This is a genomic window from Bacillus sp. BK450 (assembly GCF_004364885.1).
GTDB classification, from domain to species: domain Bacteria; phylum Bacillota; class Bacilli; order Bacillales; family Bacillaceae; genus Bacillus; species Bacillus safensis.
On record NZ_SOBQ01000002.1, the window covers coordinates 599,921 to 621,944 of the forward strand.

At 42.4% G+C, this 22,024-nt stretch carries 26 protein-coding genes, 1 riboswitch and 1 other annotated feature (1 of these 28 only partly in view); of the genes, 5 read left to right on the forward strand and 21 right to left on the reverse strand.

All coding sequences use genetic code 11. From position 1 onward, the window contains the following. The first annotated feature begins 144 nt into the window (after positions 1-144). Complete coding sequence (locus tag EV579_RS08305) at positions 145-522, forward strand: TIGR04086 family membrane protein (protein WP_044331606.1); 378 nt, start codon at positions 145-147, stop codon at positions 520-522. Positions 523-571: 49 nt separating this feature from the next. Here the strand turns inward: EV579_RS08305 and yajC are convergent, their stop codons facing one another. The 7 genes from yajC to EV579_RS08340 form a co-directional block, all read right to left on the reverse strand. Continuing rightward, positions 572-838, reverse strand: coding sequence for a preprotein translocase subunit YajC (yajC, locus tag EV579_RS08310; RefSeq protein WP_008360993.1), 267 nt, complete (start codon positions 836-838; stop codon positions 572-574). A gap of 47 nt (positions 839-885) precedes the next feature. Continuing rightward, entirely contained in the window at positions 886-2,031 is a 1,146-nt protein-coding gene (gene tgt, locus EV579_RS08315; protein ID WP_025092430.1) for a tRNA guanosine(34) transglycosylase Tgt, read from the reverse strand. 31 nt (positions 2,032-2,062) lie between these two features. After that, positions 2,063-3,091, reverse strand: coding sequence for a tRNA preQ1(34) S-adenosylmethionine ribosyltransferase-isomerase QueA (queA, locus tag EV579_RS08320; protein ID WP_024423142.1), 1,029 nt, complete (start codon positions 3,089-3,091; stop codon positions 2,063-2,065). A gap of 34 nt (positions 3,092-3,125) precedes the next feature. Further along, positions 3,126-3,326 (reverse strand): DUF2905 domain-containing protein, encoded by a 201-nt coding sequence (locus tag EV579_RS08325; protein WP_012010741.1) that lies wholly within the window; start codon positions 3,324-3,326, stop codon positions 3,126-3,128. Beyond that, positions 3,319-4,323 carry a Holliday junction branch migration DNA helicase RuvB gene (ruvB, locus tag EV579_RS08330; protein ID WP_024423143.1) on the reverse strand — a complete coding sequence of 335 codons (1,005 nt, stop codon included), beginning with the start codon at positions 4,321-4,323 and terminating at the stop codon, positions 3,319-3,321. Before ruvB ends, EV579_RS08325 begins: the two co-directional genes overlap by 8 nt. An 11-nt stretch (positions 4,324-4,334) precedes the next feature. Next, entirely contained in the window at positions 4,335-4,940 is a 606-nt protein-coding gene (gene ruvA / locus EV579_RS08335) for a Holliday junction branch migration protein RuvA (RefSeq protein ID WP_024423144.1), read from the reverse strand. Between the two features lie 148 nt (positions 4,941-5,088). Next, positions 5,089-5,589 carry an intercompartmental signaling factor BofC gene (locus EV579_RS08340; protein ID WP_073208378.1) on the reverse strand — a complete coding sequence of 167 codons (501 nt, stop codon included), beginning with the start codon at positions 5,587-5,589 and terminating at the stop codon, positions 5,089-5,091. 239 nt (positions 5,590-5,828) lie between these two features. Here EV579_RS08340 and EV579_RS08345 point away from each other — a divergent pair, with 239 nt between their 5' ends. Then, the gene (locus tag EV579_RS08345) at positions 5,829-6,473 is read left to right on the forward strand and encodes a serine/threonine protein kinase (RefSeq protein WP_034279877.1); all 645 of its coding nucleotides are present in this window, start codon (positions 5,829-5,831) and stop codon (positions 6,471-6,473) included. 32 nt (positions 6,474-6,505) lie between these two features. On the opposite strand, the gene EV579_RS08350 is transcribed toward EV579_RS08345, so the two are convergent. Both EV579_RS08350 and thiC read right to left on the reverse strand, forming a co-directional pair. Then, positions 6,506-6,688, reverse strand: a complete 183-nt coding sequence (locus tag EV579_RS08350; protein WP_008342761.1) for a hypothetical protein — start codon at positions 6,686-6,688, stop codon at positions 6,506-6,508. Between the two features lie 363 nt (positions 6,689-7,051). Then, the gene (thiC, locus tag EV579_RS08355; protein ID WP_044331579.1) at positions 7,052-8,812 is read right to left on the reverse strand and encodes a phosphomethylpyrimidine synthase ThiC; all 1,761 of its coding nucleotides are present in this window, start codon (positions 8,810-8,812) and stop codon (positions 7,052-7,054) included. 126 nt (positions 8,813-8,938) lie between these two features. Continuing rightward, positions 8,939-9,045, reverse strand: a riboswitch (TPP riboswitch). 235 nt (positions 9,046-9,280) lie between these two features. Here thiC and EV579_RS08360 point away from each other — a divergent pair. Beyond that, on the forward strand, positions 9,281-9,913 hold the full coding sequence (locus tag EV579_RS08360) for a LysE family transporter (RefSeq protein ID WP_024423148.1): 633 nt from the start codon (positions 9,281-9,283) through the stop codon (positions 9,911-9,913). A gap of 45 nt (positions 9,914-9,958) precedes the next feature. Here EV579_RS08360 and EV579_RS08365 read toward each other — a convergent pair whose 3' ends face one another. The 5 genes from EV579_RS08365 to nadB all read right to left on the reverse strand — a co-directional run bounded on the left by EV579_RS08365 (position 9,959) and on the right by nadB (position 15,630). Next, the gene (locus tag EV579_RS08365) at positions 9,959-10,576 is read right to left on the reverse strand and encodes a YhcN/YlaJ family sporulation lipoprotein (RefSeq protein ID WP_133744253.1); all 618 of its coding nucleotides are present in this window, start codon (positions 10,574-10,576) and stop codon (positions 9,959-9,961) included. Between the two features lie 133 nt (positions 10,577-10,709). Then, a complete protein-coding gene (safA, locus tag EV579_RS19275; RefSeq protein WP_024423150.1) occupies positions 10,710-11,981 on the reverse strand; it encodes a SafA/ExsA family spore coat assembly protein in 1,272 nt (423 codons plus the stop codon). A gap of 136 nt (positions 11,982-12,117) precedes the next feature. Continuing rightward, the gene (gene nadA / locus EV579_RS08375; protein WP_044331573.1) at positions 12,118-13,227 is read right to left on the reverse strand and encodes a quinolinate synthase NadA; all 1,110 of its coding nucleotides are present in this window, start codon (positions 13,225-13,227) and stop codon (positions 12,118-12,120) included. Further along, complete coding sequence (gene nadC, locus EV579_RS08380; protein ID WP_133744254.1) at positions 13,214-14,077, reverse strand: carboxylating nicotinate-nucleotide diphosphorylase; 864 nt, start codon at positions 14,075-14,077, stop codon at positions 13,214-13,216. Before nadC ends, nadA begins: the two co-directional genes overlap by 14 nt. Continuing rightward, positions 14,059-15,630 (reverse strand): L-aspartate oxidase, encoded by a 1,572-nt coding sequence (nadB, locus tag EV579_RS08385; RefSeq protein WP_133744255.1) that lies wholly within the window; start codon positions 15,628-15,630, stop codon positions 14,059-14,061. Before nadB ends, nadC begins: the two co-directional genes overlap by 19 nt. Positions 15,631-15,727: 97 nt before the next feature. Here nadB and EV579_RS08390 point away from each other — a divergent pair, with 97 nt between their 5' ends. Beyond that, positions 15,728-16,870 (forward strand): IscS subfamily cysteine desulfurase, encoded by a 1,143-nt coding sequence (locus EV579_RS08390; RefSeq protein ID WP_208300733.1) that lies wholly within the window; start codon positions 15,728-15,730, stop codon positions 16,868-16,870. A 3-nt stretch (positions 16,871-16,873) separates the two neighbouring features. Then, entirely contained in the window at positions 16,874-17,416 is a 543-nt protein-coding gene (locus EV579_RS08395; protein WP_024423154.1) for a transcription repressor NadR, read from the forward strand. Between the two features lie 24 nt (positions 17,417-17,440). On the opposite strand, the gene pheA is transcribed toward EV579_RS08395, so the two are convergent. From pheA to rplU, 7 genes are all read right to left on the reverse strand, one after another. Then, positions 17,441-18,319 (reverse strand): prephenate dehydratase, encoded by an 879-nt coding sequence (gene pheA, locus EV579_RS08400; RefSeq protein WP_024423155.1) that lies wholly within the window; start codon positions 18,317-18,319, stop codon positions 17,441-17,443. An 18-nt stretch (positions 18,320-18,337) separates the two neighbouring features. Beyond that, a complete protein-coding gene (locus tag EV579_RS08405) occupies positions 18,338-18,781 on the reverse strand; it encodes an ACT domain-containing protein (protein ID WP_008342790.1) in 444 nt (147 codons plus the stop codon). A 55-nt stretch (positions 18,782-18,836) separates the two neighbouring features. Beyond that, complete coding sequence (obgE, locus tag EV579_RS08410) at positions 18,837-20,123, reverse strand: GTPase ObgE (protein WP_122631812.1); 1,287 nt, start codon at positions 20,121-20,123, stop codon at positions 18,837-18,839. A 21-nt stretch (positions 20,124-20,144) separates the two neighbouring features. Next, positions 20,145-20,738, reverse strand: a complete 594-nt coding sequence (locus tag EV579_RS08415; protein ID WP_024423157.1) for a sporulation initiation phosphotransferase B — start codon at positions 20,736-20,738, stop codon at positions 20,145-20,147. A gap of 258 nt (positions 20,739-20,996) precedes the next feature. Further along, positions 20,997-21,281: a 50S ribosomal protein L27 gene (rpmA, locus tag EV579_RS08420; protein WP_003216586.1), complete on the reverse strand. Its 285-nt coding sequence runs from the start codon at positions 21,279-21,281 to the stop codon at positions 20,997-20,999. A gap of 12 nt (positions 21,282-21,293) precedes the next feature. Further along, entirely contained in the window at positions 21,294-21,632 is a 339-nt protein-coding gene (locus EV579_RS08425; RefSeq protein WP_024423158.1) for a ribosomal-processing cysteine protease Prp, read from the reverse strand. 14 nt (positions 21,633-21,646) lie between these two features. Next, positions 21,647-21,955 carry a 50S ribosomal protein L21 gene (gene rplU, locus EV579_RS08430; protein WP_003216781.1) on the reverse strand — a complete coding sequence of 103 codons (309 nt, stop codon included), beginning with the start codon at positions 21,953-21,955 and terminating at the stop codon, positions 21,647-21,649. Between the two features lie 12 nt (positions 21,956-21,967). After that, positions 21,968-22,024 (reverse strand) — a sequence feature (ribosomal protein L21 leader region); it runs 17 nt beyond the window's last position.

Below are 22,024 nucleotides of genomic sequence, written 5' to 3' on the forward strand. Positions count from 1 at the left end.
AACCCTCCTTCTCCAACATAGCTTGTGTCAAAACACTTTATTTATGTAGAAAAGAAACGTCCGAAACATGTCTATTTTTTCTTCACTGTGAATACATTTTAGTAAAAGACAAGCTTCGTTCAATTGGAGAGGAGACGAATCTACATGCAGGAAACGAAACAAATTGGAAAAGGCATTTTATCCGGCTTAATTGCCATTTTTTTCGTGATGGTTGTCACAAGTTTACTTGTGTCGCTCATGCTTACATTCACAAGTATGCAGGAATCATCATTTAAATGGATGATTATGATTTTGTCCTTTGCTGCCCTTTTATTAGGAGGCATCATTTCTGGCGGGAAAGCAAAGGAGCGCGGCTGGCTGATTGGTGCGGTCACATCTATCATTTTTTCTCTCACTGTCTTTTTATTTCAATATTTGGGGTTTGGAAAAACGTTCTCACCAGAGCAGTTTATCTATCATGGAGCATTTTTAGGCATTTGTATGCTGGGGGGAATGATTGGCGTCAATCTTCGAGGCAAATAAAAAAAGAGCGGTTCATATCGCTCTTTTTTTATGGCTATGTATCAGAGGATTAGCCTTTGTCAGCTAATTCTCTAATAGCACGACGATCGAAAGTTAAACGGTTGTTTTCGCTTGTTTTGATGACCACTTTTGATTCATCAATTGAGTCGATTTCACCGTGTAAACCACCGATTGTGACGATTTTATCGCCTTTTGATAAAGATTGCTGCATCTGACGCACAGCTTTCTGTTGCTTTTGCTGTGGACGGATTAACAAGAAGTAAAGCACAGCAAACATGACAACAATCATAATGATTGAACCCATACCACCATCCATTCTATTTCACCCCTTTCTAAAGCATTGTAAAGCCTTTCGTTTATGCGTTAAAAGTTTTTCGCATTCGGTTTGTTAAAGCCGTAACGCTCAAAAAACTCTTCTTTAAAATCACCTAAACGATCCTCACGGATAGCTTCTCTCACTTGCTCCATTAATTTTAACAGAAAATGAAGATTATGATAAGTTGTTAATCGAATTCCGAACGTTTCATTTGTTCGAATTAAATGTCTAATATAGGCGCGTGTATAGTTTTTACATGTATAGCAGTCACAGTTTTCATCGATTGGTCTAAAGTCACGCTCATATTTTGCATTTTTCACAACAAGACGGCCTTCACTTGTCATCAAGGTACCGTTTCTTGCAATTCGAGTTGGCAGTACGCAATCAAACATATCTACTCCGCGAATGGCACCGTCAATTAAGGAATCTGGCGAGCCGACACCCATTAAGTACCTCGGTTTGTCTGCTGGTAAGAATGGTGTTGTAAATTCAAGTACACGATTCATCACATCTTTTGGTTCCCCTACAGATAAGCCTCCGATGGCGTAACCTGGGAAATCAAGTGAAACAAGGTCTTTTGCACTTTGTTTTCGAAGCTCTTCGTATTCTCCGCCTTGGACAATCCCAAACAGCCCTTGATCCTCTGGACGCTGGTGCGCTGTTAGACAGCGCTCTGCCCATCTGCTTGTCCGCTCAACAGAACGTTTCATGTAATCGTACTCTGCAGGATACGGCGGGCATTCATCAAATGCCATCATAATATCAGAGCCAAGTGCATTTTGAATGTCCATCGCTTTTTCAGGAGATAGGAACAGCTTGTCTCCGTTTAAATGATTACGGAAGTGAACGCCTTCTTCTTCAATTTTTCTAAATTCACTCAATGAAAAAACTTGGAATCCGCCTGAATCAGTTAGAATGGCTCGGTCCCAGTTCATAAATTTGTGCAGACCGCCTGCTTCTTTTACGATATCGTGACCTGGACGGAGCCATAAGTGGTACGTATTGCTTAAGATGATGCCTGCATCCATAGCCTTTAATTCTTCAGGCGCCATTGTCTTGACTGTAGCCAGTGTACCTACTGGCATAAATACAGGTGTTTCAAAGGAGCCGTGCGGTGTATGAACGCGGCCAAGACGTGCACCTGTTTGTTTGCATGATTTAATGAACTCATAACGTATCGGTGATTGCGACAAAAATGAGCCCTCCTGTCTTCGTTGTATAATGTTATTGAATCAGCATGGCATCGCCAAAGCTGAAGAATCGGTATTCCTCTTTCACAGCCTCATTGTACGCTTTTAGTACGTGCTCTCGTCCAGCTAATGCGCTGACAAGCATAATTAACGAGGATTTTGGCAGATGGAAATTCGTGATCATGCCATCAATTGCCTTGAATGTGTAGCCAGGGTAAATAAAGATCGACGTCCAGCCGCTTGAGGCTTTGAACTCACCATCGTGTGCACTTGCAATGGTTTCAAGCGTTCTAGTTGACGTTGTGCCGACTGAAATAATCCGTCCGCCTTCCTTGCGAACGCGATTAAGCTCATCCGCTGTTTCTTCATTCATTTCATAAAACTCTGCATGCATTTCGTGTTCTTCAATACGTTCTGCACTTACCGGACGAAACGTGCCAAGCCCTACGTGCAGCGTAATGAAAGCAATGTGTACACCTTTCGCTTTCAGCGCATCCAGCAGCTCGGTTGTAAAGTGGAGACCGGCAGTTGGCGCAGCAGCGGAGCCAACCTCTTTTGAATAAACGGTTTGATAGCGTTCACGGTCGTCAAGCTGCTCTTTAATATATGGAGGCAGCGGCATTTCACCAAGGGATTCAAGCACTTCATAAAAAATGCCTGTATATTGAAACTCGACTTTTCTTCCGCCATGTTCCATTTCCTCTGTACATACAGCTTGGAGCCGTCCATCACCAAACGTGATAACCGTCCCTTTTTTCACCCGTTTGGCTGGTTTGACAAGTGTTTCCCAGTTATCTCCTTCTTCTTGTTTCAATAGAAGAAGTTCAACTTTGGCACCTGTATCTTCTTTCATCCCAAACAGACGTGCAGGCAGAACGCGCGTGTTGTTTAGAACGAGACAATCACCCTTTTGAAAATAATCGATGATTTGTGAGAATGTATCATGTGTAATCGCACCCGTTTGTTTGTTTAAGACCATCAGTCTTGATGCATCTCTTTTTTCAAGCGGCACTTGTGCAATTAATCTTTCTGGTAAATCAAAATCAAATAGTTCTAGCTTCATTTCCTTCACCTATTCTGTAGTTAACTAGTTAACGTTATTTCATCCGTCCAAAGATATTCAGTAATATGGTCAGTACGATACTAATGACAATGCATGTAATGACAGGAAAAAAGAACGTTACATTCCCTTTTTTCACAAAAATATCACCTGGAAGCTTACCAACCAATTGAAACACTAATCCTGCGGCAAAAAGGACACCACCTAAAATCATTAATATTTTAGGGAATTCAGTCACGAATCGGAACCTCCATTTGAAAATGTTCATACGCTTCTCTTGTGACGACCCGTCCTCTTGGCGTTCTTTGCAGGAAACCAATTTGCAGTAAGTACGGTTCGTACACATCTTCAATCGTATGTGATTCTTCTCCTATTGTCGCTGAGATCGTATCAAGCCCAACAGGACCGCCTCTAAATTTTTCGATCATACTTAAAAGGAGCTTATGGTCTATATGATCGAGGCCTAGCCTGTCGACTTGAAGACGCTCAAGAGCATCTTCCGCAATGTCCTGCGTAATGGCATGATTCCCAAGCACCTGCGCAAAATCTCTTACTCTTCTGAGCAAACGATTGGCAACCCTCGGTGTTCCGCGGGAACGTCTCGCAATCTCTTCGGCAGAGCGAATGTCGATCCCAATCTCAAACAGCTCGGCTGTTCTTGCCACAATGTGAGCCAAATCTCTTTGCTCATAGTATTCCAATCTTGCATGTACCCCAAACCTATCACGAAGCGGCGCTGTTAATAGCCCGACACGGGTCGTTGCACCTACAAGCGTAAATGGCGGTAAATCAAGCCGTACAGAGCGTGCTGTATCTCCTTTTCCAATAACAATATCTAAACAAAAATCCTCCATTGCTGGGTACAGCACTTCTTCTATTGAGCGCTGCAAGCGGTGAATTTCATCAATAAACAATACATCACCTGGCTCAAGAGATGTTAAGATGGCCGCCAAATCACCAGGACGCTCAATCGCTGGTCCTGACGTTGTACGCAGCTGAACATTCATTTCATTGGCAATGATCGACGCAAGCGTTGTTTTCCCAAGTCCAGGAGGTCCATATAAAAGGACGTGATCAAGCGTTTCCTGCCGCATGCGGGCAGCTTCAATAAATACGCTGAGGTTATCCTTTACTTTTTGCTGACCGATATATTGGCTAAGTGTCTGTGGCCGCAGACTTTGCTCAATGGCTGATTCATGGTTGTCTGCTTCAGTTGAGACGAGCCGTTCATCCATGAGACATCACCCTATTTCAACATTTTTTGTAATGCTTTTTTCACATATTGATCGGTTGTGAGATTCTTTTCTTCTTTTAATAATGGAAGAACCTTTTTGATTTCACGATCACCGTATCCAAGGACACTTAAGGCTTCAAGCGCTTCATCTAATGCAGTTTGCTGCGTTTCGACCTGAATGTGGTCCTCGTGATTAAATAAGTTGCCAATCATTTCTGGCACTACATCTGCAAGTTTGCCTTTTAGATCCAGAATGATTTGACGTGCTGTTTTTTTGCCCACACCAGGGAATTTAATCAGGAACGCTTCATCTTCACGCTCTATTGCTGAAATGACAGCGCCAGGATCACCGGAAGCAAGAATCGCGAGTGCGCCCTTTGGCCCAATTCCTGTGACATTTAACAGTTTTGTGAACAGCGCTTTTTCTTCTCGTGTTTGAAAACCGTATAACGAAAAGGCGTCTTCCTTTATGTAATGATACGTATAAATCGTTTCTTGTTTATTTACTCGATAGATAAACGGGTTTGGGGTATAGACTTGATATCCCACTCCGCCGTTTTCAATGACAACATATTGCGGGCACACATAATCAATGGTCCCTTTTACAAACTCTATCACCGTTTTCACCTCTTTGACTGTTCTTCATTGTAACATAAATCGAAGAGAAAACCGCAATAAAAGTTAACATACGTTCGCTCAGTACATTTTTATGATGAAACCACGAAAAACAGCTTGCGGTCTTCACACCAGCAAGCTGTTACACACTTTAAAACGATATTTCATTTCGGTAAGGCTTCATGACTTCAAGCACATGCTCAAATTCATCCTTTGTTCGAAAAGGAATACCTTGCTCAAGTTGCTTCTCCACATGACTTTCTAAACGGGACGTATCAATTTGAAAAAAGAGATGAATAGGCTCCGCCCAGCCGTCAGGCCTTCCATGAAACGTAGAAATCACACCGTCCTCTGATAATCCGATATATCCATTTGCTTTACTTAATGGAGAGATATCATCAATTTGCTTTCTAAAAAGGGCAAAATCCTCTTTTTGTTCTACCAGCGTCCAGCCTTTATACTGCGCCCAGAATGTGTCTTTGTCTTCTAATGATGCCCGGTGCCTTTCAATACTCACATCGCCGTCTAGATAGACTTTTTCAAGCTGGATGGTAATAGAGTCTGACTGCTTTTGCAAGTGTTCTTTCCCTTCCATATCCGCAGCAAAAAAAAGCACACTTGTCATGATAAGTCCTGTAACGAAACATTTCATCTTCACTTTCACTATTTACACCTCTTTAGAACATGAGATCGATGCATGACATATGTAGTTTGACCCATTTTTCTAAACATTAACCAAATCGATGATTCAAATGTATGTTAAGAGTCTTTCGTTGTATCCTTCATTCGTAAATGTTATGTTTTATACAATCCATTGCTTTATCGAATGACACGGTTTTTTCATCATTCGTTTTTCAGCCGCATAAACTGAAACCAAAGAAGGTGAAGTCAATGTCAGATGTCAAAAGATTAGCCGAATCGATTCAGTATCATGAAGAGAAACGTTTTCATAAGCTTGCCTATAAACCGGCAGAGCTTGAACTGTGCGGCAAAGGAAGAAGTGCCTATGTCTTTTTATACAAAAAAGACGGCAAGAAAATGGCACTAAAAGTCTTTTTCCCTTCTTATCAGCATATTGCCCGCAAAGAGGCTGCCATTTACGAAAAACTTTCTGGTTCGTCTTACTACCCTGAGATTTATGAGTCTGGGGATCAGTATATTTTAATGGAATATATTAAAGGCTACACATTCTATGAATGCCTTACAAAAGGAATTCCTATTAAAAAACAAATGATTGAACAAGTCGATGATGCGCTGGAGGAAGCGCGTGAGAAAGGATTGAATCCTTCTGACATCCATCTGCGCAATCTGATCTTAACAAAAGAAGGACGGATCAGAGTCATTGACGTTGCCAGATTCACGCAAACGAAAGCATGTCATCAATGGGATGATTTAAAAGCCGCTTATGCCTATTACCAAAAACCTTTTTTCCCTAAAAAAGCACCGCGTCTGTGGCTTGAAGTCATTGCTTATTTGTATAAAAAGAACTGGCTGTCCCGCGGGCAGCTTAATAATCGAAATGATTTTTCTGCATAACGAAAGCCGCTCTATCTGAGCGGCTTTCTGCGTTATTCTGTTTCTACATGGATACTATTGACGTTTAATAGGTTAATGATTTCATTATTCAGCTTAAACCAATGATTGGCTTCTTCAATTTTTTTATACACATCATAGGTAGCTGGACGTTTGAGCTCGAAATCAAGCACTTCCCCATTGTTCATATGAAATGTTACCTTAAATACTTTCATCATAAGATCACCTTCCACTCTTCTTGTTCGCTGATCAAATAGATCAGCTCTTTTCATTCATTCTCTATTCAACTCGTTTCCCCTCCTTGTTTCCATTCAAACCCAAGAAGTTTAAATTTTGTTTAAATTCACACAACACATCTATCTATTAGACTGCAAAGAAGTATATTAGTTAAAGTCCTTGATGAAGCAGAAAAAGAAACGAACATCTCCAGAAAGAAAAACAGTCTTTTTTCATTTAACAGATGCCCTCATTCCGAGTGTGGACATGATGGTATATGCAGTAAAGGCATTTTTTCACCTTTTAAGAAAAGCCTTCTCAGTTGTTTGATAAACCCCCGCACAGCATCGTGCGAGGTTCTTTTTTTAGGGCTGATAAATTTGACTTCCCTGGCTGACAAACTCCTTCGCCTTCTTTTCCATCTCTCTTTTCACTTCTTCAGATTGATTGCGGATATCATGAGAAATTTTCATACTGCAAAACTTCGGTCCGCACATCGAGCAAAAGTGAGCGGTCTTAGCACCTTCGGCAGGCAATGTTTCATCATGGAACGCCAAGGCTCTTTCTGGATCAAGTGACAGGTTAAATTGGTCCCGCCACCTAAATTCAAATCTCGCTTTCGATAAAGCATCATCGCGCTTTTGAGCCGCAGGATGTCCTTTTGCTAGATCAGCCGCATGTGCGGCAATTTTATAGGCGATCACGCCTTCTCTCACATCTTCTTTATTCGGCAGACCTAAATGCTCTTTTGGCGTTACATAGCATAGCATGGCTGTTCCGTACCAGCCGATCATGGCCGCACCGATGGCGGATGTAATGTGATCATACCCCGGCGCAATATCTGTTGTAAGAGGCCCTAATGTATAAAATGGGGCTTCCTTGCAAATGTCCATTTGCTTGTCCACATTCTCTTTAATTTTATCCATTGGGACATGGCCGGGTCCTTCAATCATCACCTGCACATCATGTTTCCAAGCGATCTCTGTTAACTCACCTAACGTTTCCAGCTCTGCAAACTGCGCCTCATCATTGGCATCAGCAATCGAACCTGGTCTAAGTCCATCTCCAAGTGAAAAGGCAATATCATACGTTTTCATAATTTCACAAATGTCTTCGAAGTGCGTGTAGAGGAAATTCTCTTGATGATGAGCAAGACACCATCTTGCCATAATTGCACCGCCTCTTGAAACAATTCCGGTCACCCGATCAACTGTGAGCGGAATATATCTTAACAGCACGCCCGCATGAATTGTAAAATAATCTACTCCTTGTTCTGCTTGTTCAATTAATGTGTCCCTGTACACGTCCCACGTCAAATCTTCTGCGACTCCATTCACTTTTTCAAGGGCCTGATAGATAGGAACGGTTCCTACTGGAACTGGGCAATTCCGAATGATCCATTCTCTCGTTGTATGAATATCCTTTCCAGTAGACAGATCCATCATTGTGTCTGCCCCCCATCTGATCGCCCACGTCATCTTTTCTACCTCTTCATTAATGGATGACGTGACAGCTGAATTGCCAATATTCGCATTGATTTTGACATGAAAATTCCTTCCGATAATCATTGGTTCACTTTCTGGATGGTTAATATTCGAAGGAATAACGGCTCTTCCGCTCGCTACTTCCTCTCTAACGAACTCAGGGCTTAGCTCTTCTCTTATTGCGATAAACTCCATTTCAGGCGTAATGATGCCTTTTTTGGCATAATGCATTTGCGTCACGCACGCTCCTTGTTTCGCGCGGAGCGGCTTATGATGAAAATCAGTTTGGACAGAATGGAAGGACTCCTTCTCCCTTGACCGATATCCGTTATCTTCCGGTTTTACATGACGCCCTTCATAGCTTTCTGTATCTCCTCTTTCTTCTATCCATGCTGCTCTAAGACGCTTTAATCCTTTTGTGACGTCAATATGAACGTTCTCATCAGTGTACGGTCCACTCGTATCGTATACACGGACTGGTTCATTTTTTATGTCGCCCGCCTCTGTCACAGTATGTGAGAGTGCAATCTCTCTTTTCGGCACTAAGATATCGGGCCTTGATCCTTTCTCATACACCTTTCGGCTGCCGTCAAAGCTGGATAATAATGATTGGTTGGATGGGACACTTTTCTTTTCCTTCATTTGCTGTTCTCTCCTTTTCTTCTTGTCACCGGACAGGATGGAATCAGCACCAGCAAAAAACCAGGCTCTATTTAAAGAACCTGGTTTCGTCGTCAGAAATAAACATGCATATCATTGATAGGATACATGCATCATCTTCAACTTCCCCACGCTGGTACGAGCCAGATCAGGTCCAAAGGGTTAAGAAGCTTGCTTCTCTCTCAGCCCATTTACGGGCACCCCTAGTCACTTTTATTGATTTCCACATCAGTGTAGCATAGAGACATCATGAAGAAAAGAAGATTCAGGAAAATAGTTCCTTTCCCCTACAAGCGTTATGGATCATGTTGATATACAGTCTTCTATACATCATCTATCTCTATCATTTCAATAAAATCTGAAATAAACATTGATCCTTTTCTCCTATTATGTATAATTAATCTAAACGGAGAATTTTTATACAATTTGTTCAAAGGAAGTTCTAGTCGATTGCAAACATTTCTCACATTTATCGTCGTAGGATTCTCAATTGCTCTGCCTGTTGGAGCAATCACGGTTGAAATGACAAAACAGGGACTCAAAAACGGATTCTTTCATGGTTTAACTGTCGGAGCAGGCGGTATGACCATAGACTTATTACTTATTTTGGCTTTATATGCTGGATTTGCTCAGTTTTTATCTTTGCCGTTTGTTCAAATCCCGCTCTGGCTGATCGGAGCTGTATTTTTAATGATTCTCGCATACGATTCCATTAAAAATGCGGATCAAGATATCCATTTAGCAGGAGAAAAGGTCAATAAATCATTCGCAAAAACATATCGAAACGGCTTGCTCGTGGCGGTATCTCCTGGAAATCTTGTGTTCTGGGTTTCTGTTTTTGGGGCTGTACTTGCGGATGCGTATACAAAAACAGATTCATCTGAATTTATGCTGGCTGCCGGCGGTATTTTGGCAGGGATTCTCCTTCATGACATTGGTCTTCTCACACTTGTATCGTTAACAAGAAAAGTGATGAATCGAACGATGATCAAGTGGACATCCATTATTGCTGGTATTTTATTACTAGGGTTTGGCTGTTATTTCTTTTACGAATTTTATATAGGCATCAAGGTTTATTTTTAAAAAAAGGCTAAAGTTCGTAATGAACTTTAGCCTTTTTGTGTCTAACTATCGGGTCATGCCTGTTTGGCCTGTTTCAAATTGCGTTCTTCTCATATCTCTAAAGCGTGTGAATGCACCTTCATCTTTTATGACTTGGACTGCTCTTCCATCCGCATAACGAGTCGCTGCTTCTTCTACTTGTGATACACCTTCTGACGTCAGGCGGCCATCTGATTTAATGGCAATATACACATTCTCATCCGTCACCATGACTTGAGAGTCTGCCACGTGATTCATTTTATTGATGCGGTTGGCAATTTTTCTTGAACGCTGGATGTTCTCTTGTTTATCGTAGCCTGAGAACGACATTTGGTTATGATAGTTCATATCTCCATGACTGTAGCGTCCATCTCCACCTGTGAGAGGCATTCGATCATCAGCTTGAGGACGTGTACGGTAATCAACATTTGTTGTATTTCTCCCGTTCATTCCCTCCATGAGTTCAGAAACTGGTCCTTGATGATCTTGGTTGTTGCCTTCCGCTCGTTGATTCGAATGATAACCAACCGGCTGACCTGATTGATTATGACGTGTATCGACACCTGCGTTATTATTTGCACCACATGCTGTTAAACCAATAGGAAGAAGCACTAATACGATTGTTTTTTGCCATTTTTGTCTCAAACGAAAAACCCCCTGTACAAATTCAATCTCATGAGCGCGAAACAGGCTCTGTTTTAGCATGTACAGTTAGGAAAAAAATCAAGCTGTCAGTTATAAACAAAAAAAGGAACGATTGAGATCGTTCCTTCTGTCATTAATCTTCTTCTTCTTCCTCCGGCCTTGCAAAAACGGATTGACCTGGATATGGCTGCATGTAAGGCTGAGCTGGATAAGCCCCCATTTGGCCATAAGGAACAGGATTCGGATAATGTCCTGGCCAAGGCTGATGATGCTTCATGCCATCATCGCATCCGCAATCTTCCTTGCCATATGCTGCATTTGGAACGTTTGGATAAAAGCCTTGATTTGCGTTGGCATTTGCATTGGCGTTTGGATGCGTATGGTGATGCCAGTGATGTCCGTCGTTTGCATGGTGCTCATAATTTTCTCCGTAGTAAGCAGGCGCTTGATACGCAGGATAATACGGATGAGCCGGGTATGGATATGGCATCATATGATGATGATAATATGGATGGATAGGATAACATAAGCCTGATCCCGGTAAAATTGGCGATGCCGGCACCATTTGCTGTGGATATGAATACATCGCCGGCATGTAATGACCATGACCATAACCAAAATAAGGATCATATGGTTCATGATGATGATGCTGGTGATGATGCTCGTTATTTTCAGCCACTCCCCCTACCGCTGCCCCTCCCACATTTGGCATTTGCGGGAAGTTAGGAAGGTTCGGATAATTGCCATGCTCCATGTCTTTTCCCTCCTCTTTTTGATGCGGAATATGAATAAACGGATCATACCCCTTTGCCACTTCATCTTTTAGATGACCTTTATTTTCATGATGAAAATGGTCCTTGTGATCTTTATGTTCCTTATTTTCATGATGGACATGACCCTTGTTATCTTTGTGGTCTTTATTTTCATGATGAAAATGATCCTTGTGATCCTTTTTGTCATGAACATGATCTTTCTTCTCATGAACGTGATCTTTTTTCTCGTGATGATCTTTTTTGGGAGGAGGTGTGAATGGCTGGTAGAGATTGGTCTGATAATAGTTCACATCCACTTGCGGAAACACTGGCTGCTCGATTTTTGGTACTGGCGGTACATATGGTACCGGTTCATTTGGCTTTTCCTTCGGTTTCGTATCTTGCACTTGCACGACATCTTTTGGCTTTTCTTTCACATACGGATGTTCTTTCGTTTTTGGCATTTCTTTTGCTTTGTGATGATCTGTTTTTACAGGAACACCACTAGATGGAATTTTAATCTTCATACCCGGCATGATTAAATCAGGATTACTGAGCTGTGAATTTAGTTTTTTCAATTCTTGAAAGTCGACTCCGTATTTCTTTGAAATTTTCCAAAGGGAGTCTCCTTTTTGCACAATATGAATTTTCAACGTTTTCCCCTCCTATGCAAAACGTGAACGTAACGTAACGGTTATGTCAGAAGTACAATATGTTTCAACATAAATTTATGCCTATTTACAAGCCGATATGATAAAAACTTGTTTTCTGATAGGAGGGGCTGATTCATTATTTAATGGCGAGCATTTTCTCGAGTGCAAGCAAAGCGTCTTTCGTGATGTCTTCATTGACCTGTATCAACCCGACCGGCTGACCCTTCTCAATGCTTTCCAGTGACCATAGCAAATGAGGCAGATCAATCCGGTTCATAGTCAAACATGGACACATATCTGGGTTAAGGGATTCAATTTGTTTATCTGGGTGCTGCGCTATGATCCGTTTGACTAAATTCATCTCTGTTCCAATCGCCCATTTGCTTCCTGCTGGCGCCTGTTTAATCGTATCAATAATAAATTTCGTTGAACCTGCTAGGTCAGAAGCCCTTACGACCTCATGCGTGCATTCAGGATGAACAAGAATTTGAATGTCACGGTCTTTTTTTCTCATGTCTTCTATATTTCGAACGGTAAACTTCTCATGTACGGAGCAATGGCCTTTCCATAAAATCATCTTAATACGGGAAAGCGGCTGATCGGTGATGAGCTTTTCTTCTATCTGATCCCAGACAGCCATTTCTTCTAGCGGAATACCTAAATCAAATGCTGTATTACGCCCTAGGTGCTGATCAGGGAGAAACAGAATCCGCTCTTTTTGTGTCAGCGCCCACTCGAGTACTTTTTTAGCATTTGATGAAGTAACTGTTGCCCCGCCATGTTTGCCAACAAATGCTTTAATGTCTGCTGTTGAATTGACATACGTAAGCGGAAGTATTGTATCGCCAAACAAATCAGTGAGCTGCTCCCATGCTCTGTCTGTTTGTTTCATATTTGCCATATCTGCCATGGAACAGCCTGCCCTCATATCTGGCAATACAACGCTCTGATTCTTGTTTGACAGCATATCTGCCGTTTCCGCCATAAAATGAACACCGCAGAACACAATGTATTCAGCCTCATGATTGTCAGCAGCTATTTGTGCCAGCTGCAATGAATCTCCTGTTGTATCTGCAAATTCAATGACCTCATCCTTTTGATAATGGTGGCCTGGTATAAAAAGCTTTGAGCCAAAAGCCCGCTTAATGTCTAACACTCGCTGCTTCATCTCATCAACAGAGCGGTGTTTATATTCATCTGGCATCATGACTGCATGTTGATTGGCTAATACATTAAGCATGGACATGAGTTGTTCCCCCTTTATGACTGAATTCCATATTCATACTAAAATCAAATGCTGGAGCAGAATGTGTCAGAAAGCCAAGTGAAATAAAATCGACTCCTGTCCCCCTGTAGCTTGGCAATGTCTCTAGCGTGATGCCTCCTGAAGCCTCTGTCAGAATGGACTCTGGTGTCATTTGTTTAAAACGTTTTACCTCGTCCGGAGAGCAGTTATCAAACATGATGACATCCGCTTTTGCATCAATGGCTTCTATAAGCTGCGTTTCTGATTCAATTTCCACTTCAATTTTCACCATATGACCGGCATATGCTCTTGCTTTCTCTACAGCTTCACGGATAGAACCGCATGCCGCAATATGATTATCTTTAATCATCACCCCATCCGATAAGCCAAAGCGATGATTCTTTCCACCACCTGTTTTCACTGCGTATTTCTCTAACATACGCAGGCCGGGTGTCGTTTTTCTCGTATCACAAATCGTAATAGACGGGTCAGCTAATCTGCGGACCGCCTCATGTGTTAAGGTAGCGATACCTGTCATTCGCTGCAAAAGATTTAAAATGACCCTCTCTCCCTTTAATAAGTCGTTGACTGGGCCCTTTATTTTCGCCAGTACAGCGCCTGAATGAATCCAATCACCTTCTTGAAAATACAGCTCAGTTTGAATCTGTTCATTCAACAGGCGGTACCCTAGATCAATCACTTGTGATCCTGCCAATACACCAGATTGTTTCGCAATGATAAAAGCTGTTCCCTTCTTGTCTCCAAAGATGGCATCTGCTGATACATCTCCAAAGCCAATATCTTCTGTGAAAAAATGAGTGAGCATTTGTTTTAACTGTAAACGTTCCATTTGGCACCGATCCTTTCATTTTTCATGATATGAATGTGACCTTTTTCATGAACAATCTGCCTGCCCCGCCACAACGCATCGCTCCGCTCTGGATAATCCATTCGATAATGGCCGCCTCTGCTTTCTGTACGGAGTAATGCAGATTTGGCAAGGCAAACCGCTAATGCCCATTGATTGCTTAATTCGATCTGTTCATTTGTGATATCCTTCACATTAATTTGCTGAAAATTGACACGTTGTAACGAATTAAGTAAAGTCTGCAAGCCTTTTTCATCTCTCACAATGGCCGCAAATGTAGTCATCCATTGTCTCAGCTGAGTTGTTGAAATCATTGGAACCATCCATATTTCTTGAATTGAAAAAGGTGGACTTGTTTCTTTCTGTTTAGGCAGTTGTTCAATTCTCTGTGCCGCTTTGCTGCCTAACACGAGACCTTCCAGAAGAGAATTACTCGCCAATCGATTCGCACCGTGTAAGCCAGTACAGGCCGCTTCTCCAATGGCAAATAGCGCTGGAACAGTCGTTTCTCCATATTCATTGACGCTGATGCCGCCCATTAAAAAGTGCATACCGGGGGAAATTGGCAGCCTGCCGCTTTCCATATCGACGCCTGCACGCTGGCACATCTGAGCAATGGCTGGAAAACGAGCTGAAAAATGCGGAATATCATGGATGTTAAGATACAATTGATGACCTAATTGCTGCTCATGAAAAATAGCTCTAGCGACCACATCTCTAGGTGCTAAATCAGCTTGTGGGTGAATACCTTTCATGATCCGCCTGCCTGTTTCATCTTCTAAATAAGCTCCCTCTCCCCGTACTGCCTCTGAAATGAGGCCAACTGCTTTTCCAGCTATTGTTAAAAGAGTTGGATGGAATTGAACAAATTCGAGATCCACTAATTGTGCCCCGGCTCGATAGGCCATCATCAGTCCGTCTCCTGTGATAGAAGGATCATTTGTATTTGTCTCATACAGGGAGCCGCAGCCGCCAGTTGATATAACAACGGCATCTGCGGTCATTGTTTGTACGTGTCCTGTCTCGTCTTTCCATACAACACCCTTGCATGCCCCTTCATGAACCAATAGATCAACGACATGATGATACTCGTATAAATGAATATGTGAGCCGAGCTGACTTTTCAGATACTGTACAAGGGTTTTCCCTGTTTGATCTCCTCCTGCATGCAAGATGCGATGAGTGGTATGTGCTCCCTCTTTGCCTAATTGCGGCTCTCCCGCTTCATCTTGATCAAATGGACAGCCTTCTGCTACGAGCTGGTCCACAAGGTGTTTTCCAAGTCTCACGATTTCTTGTACGGTTCTTTCATCATTGTGATCACAGCCGGCAGCTAGTGTATCTTGCACATGCTGCTCAGCTGAATCATGTACTGAAAAGGCAGCAGCGATTCCTCCTTGTGCCAGCATGGAATTACTAGATGAACATTGTTTTTTTGTCATCATGATGACCTGGCAGCTTTTCGAAATGGTTTTTGCAAAGGAAAGCGCTGCAATGCCTGATCCCACCACAATGACTTTTTTGATTGATGACACCGTCGCCCCTCCTGTCATTTACACCTGTCTTGACACATATCATTACACAACACTAAAATAAATACAAGAAAAAATTTTTACACGGGAGATGGATGGGTTGGTTTATTTAGATTACGCAGCTTCTACACCTGTTTCAGAGGAAGCATTGCATGTTTTTGAGCAGCTAAGTAAAAATTTCTACGGAAATGCAAGCAGTCTTCATGATGCTGGGGGAAAAGCAAATGACATATTGACTTACAGCAGACAATCACTCGCTGCCATAATCGAGGGTGAACCAGATGGGGTCTACTTTACAAGCGGTGGAACTGAATCCAATCTCCTTGCGATTCAATCGATCATCAATGGACTGCCAGCACATCAACAGCATGTCATTACAACTTCAGTTGAGCATCCTTCTGTTCATCATGCAGTTAGCAGCTTAGAGCGTCTTGGCGTAAAAGTCACGTTCATTGAACCGAATCAGGATGGAATCATTACACAGGACATTCTTAAAGAAGCATTATTGCCTGAAACAGGACTAGTATCTATTCAGCACGCTAATTCAGAAACAGGGATTATCCAGCCGCTTGCTGAATTAGCGCCTCTTTTAAAAGAAAGAAACATTCTTTTTCATACAGATGCTGTGCAAACATTTGGAAAGATTCGTGTGTCCATCAAAGAACTTGGAGTCGATGCCGTGTCCATCTCAAGTCATAAAGTATATGCTCCTAAAGGTGCTGGTGCCGTTTATATGGGCGCACATGTTCCTTGGAAACCTTTATATAGAGGTGCAGTTCAGGAAAATGGCTTACGTCCAGGGACAGTAAACGTTCCATGTATCGGTGCTTTTGCTGCCGCAAGTGAACAAGCGATGCTTAGGCTGGATAAACAGCAAAAATTAGATAAGCAGCTGCGTGATTATTTTCTTCAGCAGTTAAAAATAAGACAGCTGCCAGTTCGTGCGCTTCAGGACAATGACAATCGCCGCACGCTTCCTCATATTATTGGTTGTTTTTTTGAAGGGTTTGAAGGACAATATGTAATGTTAGCATGTAACCGGCATGGGATTTGTCTATCTACTGGAAGCGCATGTGCTTCCGGTTATCACCATCCTTCCCCTGCTGTGAAGGCATTGCGTGTATCAGATCGCGATGCCCTACAATTTATTCGACTATCATTTGGATATCAGTCATCAAAAGATGACATCGATCAGCTTTTGCATACATTTGAGCATTTGCAAAAGGAGAAGAAGGGAGCTTAGGACGTGGAGCAAGAGAGGAAACTCATTGGCGAAGAAAGAAGAAACGCCATTTTAGAGTGGCTGAAAGAAACAGACACACCGCTTACTGGAAGCTTTTTAGCTAAAAAGGCGGCTGTCTCTCGGCAAGTCATTGTACAAGATATTTCATTATTAAAAGCAAAAAACGAACCCATTATTGCCACAAGCCAAGGCTATGTGTATATGGCAGCGCAGCATGCGCCAGAAAGAGAAATTGAACAAATCATCGCCTGCAAACATGATCCTGCTCGTACAGAAGAGGAACTGACCTTGATTGTAGACTTTGGAGTGACGGTGAAAGATGTGATCATTGAGCACCCTGTTTATGGTGAACTGACGGCCTCTATTCGCGTCAGCACACGGAAACAAGTCGCTGATTTTGTCCATCATATTTCTAACACCGGCGCGTCCTACTTGTCAGAACTAACAGACGGCGTGCATCTGCATACTCTCACTTCTTACAGCCAAAAGCAGCTTGACCAAGCCATTCAAGCGCTGGATGATGCTGGGTTTTTAATAAAAGACTAAAAAAATAGTGTCCTGCACGGGACACTATTTTTCATTCGTTAATTCATATGTTTGATAGCTGCCGAGCAGTTTGACCTCACAGCCAATCGCTTCTAATTCTTGAATCGCACCAGGGACGAGGACATCATCCATTTCTTTTTCAATGTCAATAATAAATAAATAATGTCCAAGACCTGTTTTTGTCGGACGAGATTCAATTTTTGACAAGTTGAGATTCCGCCAAGAAAAAGCAGACAGCACGCGGTGCAATGCGCCTGATTGGTCATCCTTTGGCAGACTGACCACAATGGTCGTTTTTGGCTTTGATGAGAAACCAGAATTCATTGGGAACGATGCGTTAGGATCTTTATGTAAAATCACAAAGCGTGTATGGTTGTGCGGATAATCATGAATGTCTTTTTTTGCAATCGTCAAACCATACGTTTTTGCGGCAATTTCATTGGCAATAGCCCCGACAGCTTCATCTGGATGCTCACTGATGTATTTTGCTGCATAGCCAGTTGACTCCACTGGCCGATGAGGAATGTGAGGGTACTGCTTTTTCAGAAATTGATGACACTGGGCAATCGCGTGAGGATGCGACTGAATGACATCTAACGTCTCCCAGCTCTCCGCTCTTGATGGGTGGACAAGCAAATGCTGCCGAATTGGTGCTGTCATCTCCCCCACAATGGACAGCGCTTCTTCATGAATTAAATAATCAATCGTTAAGTTCACAGATCCTTCGAGTGCATTTTCAAGTGGAACGACCGCCAAATCGACTTCGCCCTTTGACACAGCATCCATACATTGTGGAATTGTTGCATAGGCACGCTGCACCGCATCTTTTGGAAAACAAGAGCATACGGCCAAATGAGTAAATGTTGCCTCTGGTCCAAAATAACCTACAGTTAATTGCTTCATCTGCTATGATCTCTCCTTTTACGCCCCAGAACCGAGAATTTCGACTTTTTCGACAAATTCAAGCTTTCTTAATTGATTCATGACGGTGTTGATATCATCTGCCATACCTGCCGTACTAATTGATAAGGTGACATTCGCTCTTCCTTGCAGTGGAATCGTTTGGTGAATGGATAACACATTACAGCCAGAGTCAGCCACAATTTGAAGCAGTCTTGACAGAGCCCCAGACCGGTCTTCAAGGTGGAAAAACAATGTGATGATCTGCTCTTTCACCATTGTATAAAATGGAAAAACAGCATCTCGGTATTTATAAAAAGCACTGCGGCTTAAATCCGCTTTTTGAACAGCATCGGCAACTGAATCCGCTTTTTTGCGATCGAGAAGCTTTTTGACTTCAAGCGTTTTTCGCATCGCATCTGGAAGTACATCCTCTCTTACTAAATAGAACGTTTCTTCTTTCACCTGTTTTCTCCCCTTTTAAAAACGGGAGAGCCCATGGTCTGGACCCTCCTTTTGATCAATCAATAAATTCGAATTCAAATTCAAGCAGACGAATGATGTCGCCATCTTTTGCACCGCGCTCACGCAAGGCATCATCGACACCCATTCCGCGCAGCTGTCTAGAGAATCGTTTAACAGATTCATCTCTTGAGAAGTCTGTCATCTTAAACAGACGCTCAAGTGCTTTACCCGTTAAGACAAATGTGCCATCAGGATCTCTAGAGATCTCAAATGGTGCATCGCCTTCATCAAACCTGTACATCACGCGGTTATCCGACAGCTCCTCTTCATTATAGAGCGGGAATTCCGGTGTTGTTTCAAGCTGATTGGCGATTTCAAATAAGAGCTCACGAAGCCCTTCTCTTGTGATCGCACTAATCGGGAACACTTTATGATCATCCGTTAATTTTTCTTTAAATGCCTCTAGATTGTCAGCTGCATCTGGCATGTCCATTTTGTTCGCAACAATGATTTGCGGACGCTCTGTCAATCTCATATTGTACTGCTCAAGCTCTTCATTAATCGTCACGTAGTCTTCGTATGGGTCACGCCCTTCAAGTCCAGACATATCAATGACATGGACAATGACACGTGTACGCTCAATATGACGTAAAAATTGATGACCTAAGCCAACGCCTTCGTGCGCTCCTTCGATCAGTCCTGGCAGATCCGCCATAACAAAGCTTCGGTTATCGTCTGTTTCAACAACCCCGAGGTTCGGTACAAGCGTTGTAAAATGATAATCCGCAATTTTTGGTTTCGCAGAAGAGACAATCGAGAGCAGCGTTGACTTCCCGACACTTGGGAAACCAACAAGTCCAACATCTGCAAGTACTTTTAATTCTAAGATGACGTCACGTTCTTTACCTGGCTCACCGTTTTCAGACAGCTGTGGTGCAGGGTTTGCTGGTGTTGCGAAGCGTGAATTCCCACGTCCGCCACGTCCGCCTTTGGCAATGACAGCCCGCTGCCCATGCTCTGTCAAGTCAGCTAGTACTTGTTCCGTCTCTGCATCTGTCACAACCGTACCCGGCGGAACTTTGACTATCATTTCTTCCGCATTTCGGCCATGCTGGTTTTTACTCATTCCGTGCTCGCCGCGGTCAGCCTTGAAATGGCGCTTATAACGAAAGTCCATTAACGTTCTAAGTCCTTCGTCTACTTCAAATACAACATCTGCACCATTTCCGCCGTCGCCGCCTGCTGGGCCGCCCTTTGGTACATATTTTTCACGACGGAACGCCACCATACCGTTTCCGCCGTCACCGCCTTTAACATACACTTTAACCTGATCTACAAACATAACTTCCTCCGTTTCTCTGCATCACATATCTCGTTCTTGCCTCAAACAAAGCTCAATCATGGACTCATGAGGCGTCACATGAAATTGCGTTATACTCATACATGGATAGTTTGCGTCATGAAACGCATTTAACGCATCCAAACTTGTTAATTTTCCTTTGAAATCAAAATATAAGATCACATCATTTTCTTCATGATCTGTTTGGAAAGTGACCGTTAAATGATTTTCAGTTTTTTGGCAAACTGATTGATCGAATATCGAAAACAACTCCTGTGATACCGTTAGCAGCTGCGATTCATATGCTGATAAGTCTCGGGTTTCACCAAGCACTTCATATTCTAAGGTGATAAAATGCGACTCCCAATTAAATGTTAGAAAGTAATAGGCCAATTGGGGAATTTTTAAATTTGAGAGTTTGGATTCATGCTGTGCTTCAATGACCATTTCTTCTATAATTTCAAACACGCGGTCATATTTTTCTAATGTCAAGTTGCCTTTGATCAGCTGTAATTTATTCATCCAGTCGTGTCTGGAACGACTGAGCAGATAGATCAATTCATTTGTTAATGCAACGTGAGTTAATTTTTCATTTTCTTTACTTGGTATCTCTTCCATTATCGCACTCCCAATCGTTTGGTCTCTCTTTTAGGAGTCTTATCATCAATATGTCTCCCTGAATTATAACAGAGAAGACAGCATAGAAAAACACTAGTTATGTGAGGAAAGGTTGTTTTTTCTGATCGTATAGGAGAAAATGAGGCAAAGTCAGCAAACGTTCTTTGATATTTATGGAGTGCATTTTCTTTTATCATCTTCGGGTACTGCTTGTAAAAAGTGAAAAAAACTCCAGTCAATGACCGGAGTTTTTAGCAATTATTGTGCCGCAGGATATACGCTCACTTTTTTACGGTCACGACCGAAACGTTCGAATTTAACTGTTCCGTCGATTTTAGCGAAAAGAGTGTCGTCGCCTCCGCGTCCAACGTTTTCACCTGGATAGATTTTCGTTCCACGTTGACGATAAAGGATAGAACCACCAGTTACGAATTGACCATCAGCACGTTTAGCGCCTAAACGTTTAGACTCAGAGTCACGTCCGTTCTTTGTAGAACCTACCCCTTTTTTAGATGCGAAAAATTGAAGATCTAATCTAAGCATGAAGTTCACCTCCTATTTTTTTGTTGATATTCTCACATAATCGTGATAATCTCGTTCAATTGTCTCTAAGGAAACGACCATGCCTTCTAAAAGCAGCTGGGCTTTTTCAAAGGATACTGGGTCTGTATCAGCTGGCACCTCAAAAGAGAAATAGCCGCCTTCTTCACCAATATCGAGCAGTGGGTCCAATCCTGTCAGTGCAATAATTGAATTGACTGAGCCGAAAACAACAGCAGATACACCTGCACAAACGAGATCCTGACCTTTTTCAGCAAACTCGGCATGTCCAGTCATCTGAAAAGACGTAATGCTTTCATCTGCTGAAGACCGAGTAATGGTTGCTTTGATCATATCACTCACACGCCTTAAGCGTTGATTTTTTCGATAACAACTTTAGTGTAAGGTTGACGATGACCTTGTTTCTTGTGGTTGTTTTTCTTCGGTTTGTACTTGAACACAGTAATTTTCTTACCGCGACCTTGTTTTTCAACTTTAGCCGTTACTGTTGCTCCAGCAACTGAAGGGTTACCCACTTTGACAGTGTCTCCGCCGACAAACAATACGTTTTCGAAAGTTACTGTTTCACCTGCTTCAGCAGCTAGTTTTTCAACATAAACAGTTTGACCTTCTTCAACTTTTACTTGTTTACCACCAGTTTCGATAATTGCGTACATCTCTGCACCTCCTAATAAACTCAGACTCGCCGAATACAGGGGGCCAATAGGCTCTTTGCACCTGCTCCG